8 protein-coding genes are annotated in these 6,117 nt (G+C 70.4%); 5 read left to right on the top strand and 3 right to left on the bottom strand.

Translation table 11 applies throughout. From position 1 onward, the window contains the following. The coding region (locus tag CCN44_RS31215) for a helix-turn-helix domain-containing protein (protein ID WP_143650065.1) at positions 1-254 on the bottom strand (254 nt) is incomplete at its 3' end. A gap of 116 nt (positions 255-370) precedes the next feature. Here CCN44_RS31215 and CCN44_RS31220 point away from each other — a divergent pair. The 4 genes from CCN44_RS31220 (at position 371) to CCN44_RS31235 (ending at position 2,142) form a co-directional block, all read left to right on the top strand. Further along, on the top strand, positions 371-715 hold the full coding sequence (locus CCN44_RS31220) for a DUF6233 domain-containing protein (RefSeq protein WP_107502125.1): 345 nt from the start codon (positions 371-373) through the stop codon (positions 713-715). A 207-nt stretch (positions 716-922) separates the two neighbouring features. Beyond that, the gene (locus CCN44_RS31225; protein WP_086701359.1) at positions 923-1,129 is read left to right on the top strand and encodes a hypothetical protein; all 207 of its coding nucleotides are present in this window, start codon (positions 923-925) and stop codon (positions 1,127-1,129) included. Between the two features lie 235 nt (positions 1,130-1,364). After that, on the top strand, positions 1,365-1,802 hold the full coding sequence (locus CCN44_RS31230) for a RapZ C-terminal domain-containing protein (RefSeq protein WP_143650068.1): 438 nt from the start codon (positions 1,365-1,367) through the stop codon (positions 1,800-1,802). Between the two features lie 100 nt (positions 1,803-1,902). After that, on the top strand, positions 1,903-2,142 hold the full coding sequence (locus tag CCN44_RS31235; RefSeq protein ID WP_086701365.1) for a hypothetical protein: 240 nt from the start codon (positions 1,903-1,905) through the stop codon (positions 2,140-2,142). 34 nt (positions 2,143-2,176) lie between these two features. Here the strand turns inward: CCN44_RS31235 and CCN44_RS31240 are convergent, their stop codons facing one another. Further along, the gene (locus CCN44_RS31240; protein ID WP_086701368.1) at positions 2,177-2,389 is read right to left on the bottom strand and encodes a hypothetical protein; all 213 of its coding nucleotides are present in this window, start codon (positions 2,387-2,389) and stop codon (positions 2,177-2,179) included. Positions 2,390-2,931: 542 nt separating this feature from the next. On the opposite strand from CCN44_RS31240, the gene CCN44_RS31245 reads away from it, so the two are divergent. Then, positions 2,932-4,803, top strand: coding sequence for an ATP-binding protein (locus CCN44_RS31245; RefSeq protein WP_237482409.1), 1,872 nt, complete (start codon positions 2,932-2,934; stop codon positions 4,801-4,803). A 63-nt stretch (positions 4,804-4,866) separates the two neighbouring features. Here CCN44_RS31245 and CCN44_RS31250 read toward each other — a convergent pair whose 3' ends face one another. Then, positions 4,867-5,976, bottom strand: coding sequence for a hypothetical protein (locus tag CCN44_RS31250; RefSeq protein ID WP_086701371.1), 1,110 nt, complete (start codon positions 5,974-5,976; stop codon positions 4,867-4,869). Positions 5,977-6,117: the final 141 nt, after the last annotated feature.

Below are 6,117 nucleotides of genomic sequence, written 5' to 3' on the forward strand. Positions count from 1 at the left end.
GGGTGGGCGGGGTACTTCGCCGCCCACCCCCGCAGCAGCCGCTGATACGCCTCCAAACGCGGCGGGCGCGGCTCCGACCGGCCCGCCTCCCAGTTCTTCACCGTCTGCACGGTCGACTTCAGCGCAGCCGCGAGCCGCGCCTGCGTGATGCCGGCCGCCTCCCGCAGCCGCGCCCGCTCCGCAGGCGGCGGCAGCTGCGGTTCCTCTTCCAAGAGCGCGTCCACAAGGGAGAACAGCTCTTCCTGAGATGCCATGGGCTCTACCTCCACCCCCGAAACTACCATCACTTAGCCTCAGATTTACCCCTTTCGTTTAACCCGTCCGAAGTGTTGTCGGGGACGCCGGTTACCCTCGGCCTAAAATCGAACCTGTGACCGATTCCGTATCGTCCCGCCTCGACCTGCTCCGCTTCCTGGAGCGCGTGCAGGAACGGGACCTGGAACGCACCCGCCGCTGGATCGCCGAGGAAGAACGCCGCGAGGCCGAGCAGCTCCAGGGCCAGCAGCACCGGCCCCCGCCCCCGGACTGGCTGATCGAACACGGACTCAACCGGCACAACGTCCAGCAGGTGCACACCGGCGAGTGCTGGGCCGCCGCGCAGAGCACCCGCACCCGGCCCGTCACCCGCACCCAGGCACTCCACGCCCTCACCCAGGGCGTGCCCGCCTGCGGCCAGTGCCGCCCTGACACCACCCTCGGACTCCTCGACAGCTGACCCCCGACCGCCCCGGCAACGACCGGACAGCCGCGGCGCGGCACGCGGCCGCGGCCGGCACCAGGGACGAACACGGCCCGGCCGGCGGGACCGACGGACCGAGCGGCGCGCCGAGCGCAGCAGGCCACGCATCGAACAGATGTGTCACCCCGGCGCTATCCTGCGGGTGAAGACGGCGGCGTCCGCCGCCCGGAAGGAACACCCCCGATGCCGACCGCCACCACACCTTCCCCGGTCACCGAGCCGGACCCGTCCGCGCTGGTCTGCCCCGGCGAGCACGTCGGGCCGTGCGCGACGTGCCAGCGCAAGACGCACAAGTACGGGCGGGGCGGGCTGCCGCTGTGCGGGTGGTGCTTCGGCCGCGCGCGGGAGCGGTGGGGCACCGGGGTGCGGTTCGCCGGCACGCGGGACTAGCCGCGGAGCGGCGACCGGTCGCCGCGCGTCGCGCAGCCGGCCACGTCCACGTGGCCACCCCCACCGGCCCCCGCGAGCACCGCGCTCCGGGGGCCGGCGCAGGTGCCTCGGACGAGTCCCGAATTTTGGAACTGCCGCAGGTCGGCGCGTGGCCACACCCGCCGGTGAAAAGTCCTGCCAAGACGCAACGGGCAACTCCTACCGCGCCGGTCGGCGGGCCGGAATCGTGGTGGGCATGCAGATCACACACCTGAACGGGATCGGCCCCGTCGCCGCCGTCGTCCGCTCGATCGGCGTCCGCCACGACGGCGCTCACCAGCTCGTCACCGACGGCCTCTACCTCGACCTGCGGCAGGCACTGCGCAACCCCGCCGACGACCCCGCCATGCGCCACCGCACCGGGCTGGACGCCGAGGTGTACAACCACGTCCTTGCCACCCCCGGGGCCCGGGAACTGATCACCCGGACCGCCGTCCAGCTCCGCGCCCTGGCCGACGAAGTCCCCCGGGGCCGTCTGGTCCGCCTGACCGTGGCGTGCCAGGGAGGCCGGCACCGCTCCGTAGCAGTGGCGGAAGCGGTCGCGCGCCGCATCTGGACCGCGTGGAACGGCGAGTACGGCGTCGACGTCGAACACCACCACATCCACCAGCCCGTTCTGCCCGCCTCCCGCTGAGGCGGCGGGGTGGCCACAGCGGGCTGACCCCGCTGTGGTCCTCGGCCTGGCCGGTGGGCGCTACCGTCGGGGGGCCTGTCGTCTGCCCCGGGAGGACCCCGTGCACCGTATTGAGGCCCGACAGATCTACACGACATGCCGAGGCGGGGCGACCTCCCACTACCCCGAGACCGTGGTCGTGCAGGCATACGAGCCCGGTGCCCGCACCGTCGAAGTCACCGCCCTTGGCAGCGGGTCCTCCTTCACCATCCCGGCGTCCTACTTCCACGCCACCCCCACCACGAAGGCCGGCAGGCACCGGATCACCGGGTACTACATGACGGGCACCGTGGACCGCTGATCTGCGGGACGCAGGACAGCGGCCCGCCCGGGGGTCAGCCCGAGTCCTCTGCGGCGTGTGCGCCGGCACCGAGCGAGCGGCGCGGGGACGGGGCCGTCACCGGGTGGGGGCCGAGGACTCCGCGGGCGCGCAGGTCGGCGACGTCGGGCATACGGATCCCGGGCAGGGAGTCGATCAGGTCCGCCTGCGGGGCGCGGATGCTGTGGGTGTCGTGGGGGCCGGAGCCGAGTGCGCGTCGGGCAGTCACCCGGCCATCGTACGGACGGCAGCGGGCCGAAGGGGTGCTCCCGAAGCCCCGACCGCCGCGGCCGACGCCACGTACACGTGGCCTGTACGCGCGCGGGCCGGGTGTCCGACCACCGCGGCCGGCGGCCACGTGCACGTGGCCGCACGCCACCACCCGCACCTGGACGCCTGGCCCCCGCCTGCCGACCGGGGAGACGCCGAAGGCTCCCAGCAGGCGCTGGGGGCCTTCGTGCCTGCGAGCGGGCGCACCCGGCACACCGCCAACCACGAGGTGAAACGTCGTTAGATTGGGGGCAGCTCACGGTCGTACCGGCACGAGGGAGAGCACACATGACCGAGCAGCACGGCCAAGAGCAGCGCGGTGCGCCACCGCCTCCGCCCATGGCTCCGCCGATGCCACCCGCGCCGCCTGTCGCCTCGGCGGAGTCCCCGCTGGTGGCGTGGCTGCGGTTTCCGCGCCCTGTAGCGGGGCCGGGCATCTGGCGGTGCGGATACAGGCCACCCGCGGAAGAGTCGGAACACCCGGTACCTACACGTCAGTTGATGGTGGGTGCAGCGGTTTCGGCGCTCGTTGGGTGGCTGCTCTGGTCGCTCCTATGGAATGGCTACCTGGGCGAGTACTGGCTGTGGCCGCTGATCCTGCTAACGCCCGATGACGCGTTCCAGTCCATGTACTTCGTCGTCGCGAGCTGGACCTACTACGCGATCGTTCTCGCCGTCATCGTGATCTTCTTCGGGCGTCTCGGGAATTGGCCTGAGGTGCTACGGCGCCTGCGGAAGAAGCTCCAAGGTCCGGCAGGCACCCCGTCTCTGCCGTCGGCGCGGCCCCCAGACCCGCTGTCGGACCCGGCGCAGTGGCCGCAGATGCGGGCCGATGGTGCGCTTGCGGTGGCCGATCGGCTCACGGCTGATCTGCGGGGTGGGCGTATGTCTGATGTGGATCAGGCCCGGATTGATCACGCCTGGCGCTCCGGCCGGAACCGCGCCGAGATCACGGCCGAGGTACTGGAGCGTGGTGCGGCGGCATGCGTACACGGCTCTGGTGCGCGGGATCTGGCGGGGCGTGTGGCCCGGCATGACCTCACTGTGGGTCAGGTGCGCCTCGGTGTCGGGGTGGACGACCCGGAGAGGCAGGCGCGCCCCTACCGGGGCGCCGGCATCGCTGTGGATCCGCGCGTGCTGGGCACATCCGGCGTGGTGGTCGGGCCGTCCGACGCCGACCGGACGACGCGCATCGTGTACCCGGTGGTCGAGTCCCTGTGTCTCCAGGCCCTCACCGGGCAGGCGGCGGTCGTGGCGGTGGCTTCCACGCGCGCTGCGACGCCGGGCACGGCCGCGTTCGATGTCGTCATCACGGCCGGTGACCCCGCCGCGGCATACTGCCTGGACCTGTACGCGGGTATAGACGATCCAGATGAGGCGGCCGGCCTGATCGCCGAGGCGCTGATCGGTGACCTGTCGGAGAGTCTGCCGGGGGGCGACAGCCGCCGTGCCGCTATCCCCCTCGCTCAGCTCATGGGGGCGTGGCAGGCCGTGCACGGCGCTCTGCCCGGGGTTGCGGACCTGCGGGACCTGGTGGACGACTCCACCGTGCGGGACGCGCTAAGGGCCGATCTGGGCGCGCGCGGACTGACCTCCCATCTGCGGGAGCTGGAGGCGTTCGAGCGACGCGCAGATGCCTCCGGCGACGTGCTGGACGCTCTGTCCAACCGGATTGCGCTGCTGGACCGGCCCGCGTTCGAGAGCCTGCTGTCCGTCCCGGGGCGTACTGCTGGGCGGCAGGTGTTCTCCTTGCAGCACCTTGACCGCCCGGTCAGGGTCCGGGTCGATCTGCCGGAGCGTGTGCACGCCGAGGCGTCCCGCATCGTGGCCCGGCTGTTGCTGGCCCAGTTCTGCCTGTGGGCGGCGGCCCGTGCCGACCGGGGCCTGTACGCCGGCCTGGTCGTGGATGACGCCGTGCAGCTCGTCACTCCGCAGGCGCTCCGAGGGCTTCAGCGGCTCCGTATGAGCAATGCCGGTGTGCTGCTGGCGCTGCGGACGCTGGCCGACGTCCCGGCGTCCCTGCGTGACCCGCTGCTGGGCGCGGTGGGATGCCGGATCGCGTGCGCCGGTGTGAACCCGTGGGACGCTCAGCATTTCGCGTCGGCATGGGGCACGGAGTGGGTGGAGACGCGGACTGTCACGCACCGGGAGGTGCGCGCCGAGGAGCCCTTGACCAAGGTGTGGCACGGAATCCGGCGGCTGGTCACCGGGCGGTACGTCACCTCCGAGGCCGTGACCGTGCGGCGGGAGGAGCGGCAGCGGTGGTCCGCCTCCGAGTTGGCCCATGAGCTGTTGCCGGGGCACGCCGTCATGTCGTTCAGCACGGTGGCGGGGGAGCGGACCCCGCCCATTCTGACCAAGCTCGACGGCTGATAGTGGGATGAGGAAGGGGCCCGTGGCGACTGCCACGGGCCCCTTCCTCATCCCACTATTCGCTCACTTGTTGTCCGGTTTCCTAGGCTTTCCAGGGCCCCGGGTGCCGTGGGTAGAGATGCCGTCGGCCACAGAGTTCGTGCGGCCGTTCTTCGCTCCGCCGGAACTGCCGGACCGGTCTCCTCCGCCGTTGCGTGTGGCGTGGGTCTGGATTCCCTGTGCGACTACCCCGGCTGCTGATCCACCGATTCGCACGGCAGCCTTTCCGGCGCCCACTGTAGCCCGCATTGCGAGTCCGGCCGCAATGTCGTCTCCATATCCGGGGACGAATCGGAAGATCATGACTCCTGCCGCGAGAGCAACGATGAGGACCACGTTTCCGGCGACCAGTACGGAGCCCGGAGTCTCGTCCTGCACATCTACAAATGCCGCCGAAATCGCGAGTGAGATCACGACAATGGGCTTGATGAGGAGAAGTGCAATCATGACGCCCACCCAAATTCGTGTCTTACGCCAGAGCGCACGGTCCACGAGTGCGGTGTAGACGACCAAACCGAGGAGTGCGCCGAGGTAGAGAGCAGCGGCCCGAATCACGAATTCGAGCGCGATCAGACCGGCGGTGAGGATGGTCAGCGCAGACACGATGATCAGGACGATAGGGCCGCCCCCTAGATGGTCTGCATCCTTTCGGAGAGTGGCCGACATCTGCTTGAACAATTCCGGCATAGTTCCGTCTGTGCCTGCCAGTGCGTTGGTGACGGAATCCACGGCCCCTACGGTGACGTGGAGTACCAGCGGCGTGAATGCAGATGCGAGCACGGTGAGCCAGAGCAGACCTACAGCCTCGGACAAAGCGGTGGTCAGCGGAACGCCCCTCATCGCCCTTTTCGCCACCGCGATCAGCCACAGAACGATGGTGAGAATGCTGGAGGCTGCAAAAACAACGGCGTATTGCTGGAGGAACTTCGGGTCCGTGACGTCTACTGTGGCCGCGTCGTCGAGTGCGCTTCCCATCCTGTCGACGCACCAGGCCGCGCCGTTGGCCACGGACTGGGCAAGAGAGCCCAGAGGATCGGTGAGCGTGGTCGGGTCCGATGCCGGCGATCGCCGGCCTTCGCACAGCTCTTTGGCGGTGCCGACGACGTTGTCGCACGGACCGGCAGCTAGCAGCATCTCGGGTCCTCCTGAGTGGGGGTCACCTGATGGTCTCAGGCGTCGCGGGCGGGTGGAGTGCGATTCGGACGGTCCCATCTGGCGGGGTGGGGCCGGCGGTGTGGCCAATCAGCCGAAGAGCCCGCCCGCGACGCCTGAGAC

This window comes from Streptomyces tricolor (assembly GCF_002155905.1).
Lineage (GTDB): Bacteria > Actinomycetota > Actinomycetes > Streptomycetales > Streptomycetaceae > Streptomyces > Streptomyces tricolor.

Bases quoted from the DNA above. Each gene is read 5' to 3' on its own strand.
- CCN44_RS31250 (WP_086701371.1), bottom strand. From the start codon at position 5,976: ATGCTGCTAGCTGCCGGTCCGTGCGACAACGTCGTCGGCACCGCCAAA.
- CCN44_RS31225 (WP_086701359.1), top strand. From the start codon at position 923: ATGCCGACCGCCACCACACCTTCCCCGGTCACCGAGCCGGACCCGTCC.
- CCN44_RS31230 (WP_143650068.1), top strand. From the start codon at position 1,365: ATGCAGATCACACACCTGAACGGGATCGGCCCCGTCGCCGCCGTCGTC.
- CCN44_RS31245 (WP_237482409.1), top strand. From the start codon at position 2,932: ATGGTGGGTGCAGCGGTTTCGGCGCTCGTTGGGTGGCTGCTCTGGTCG.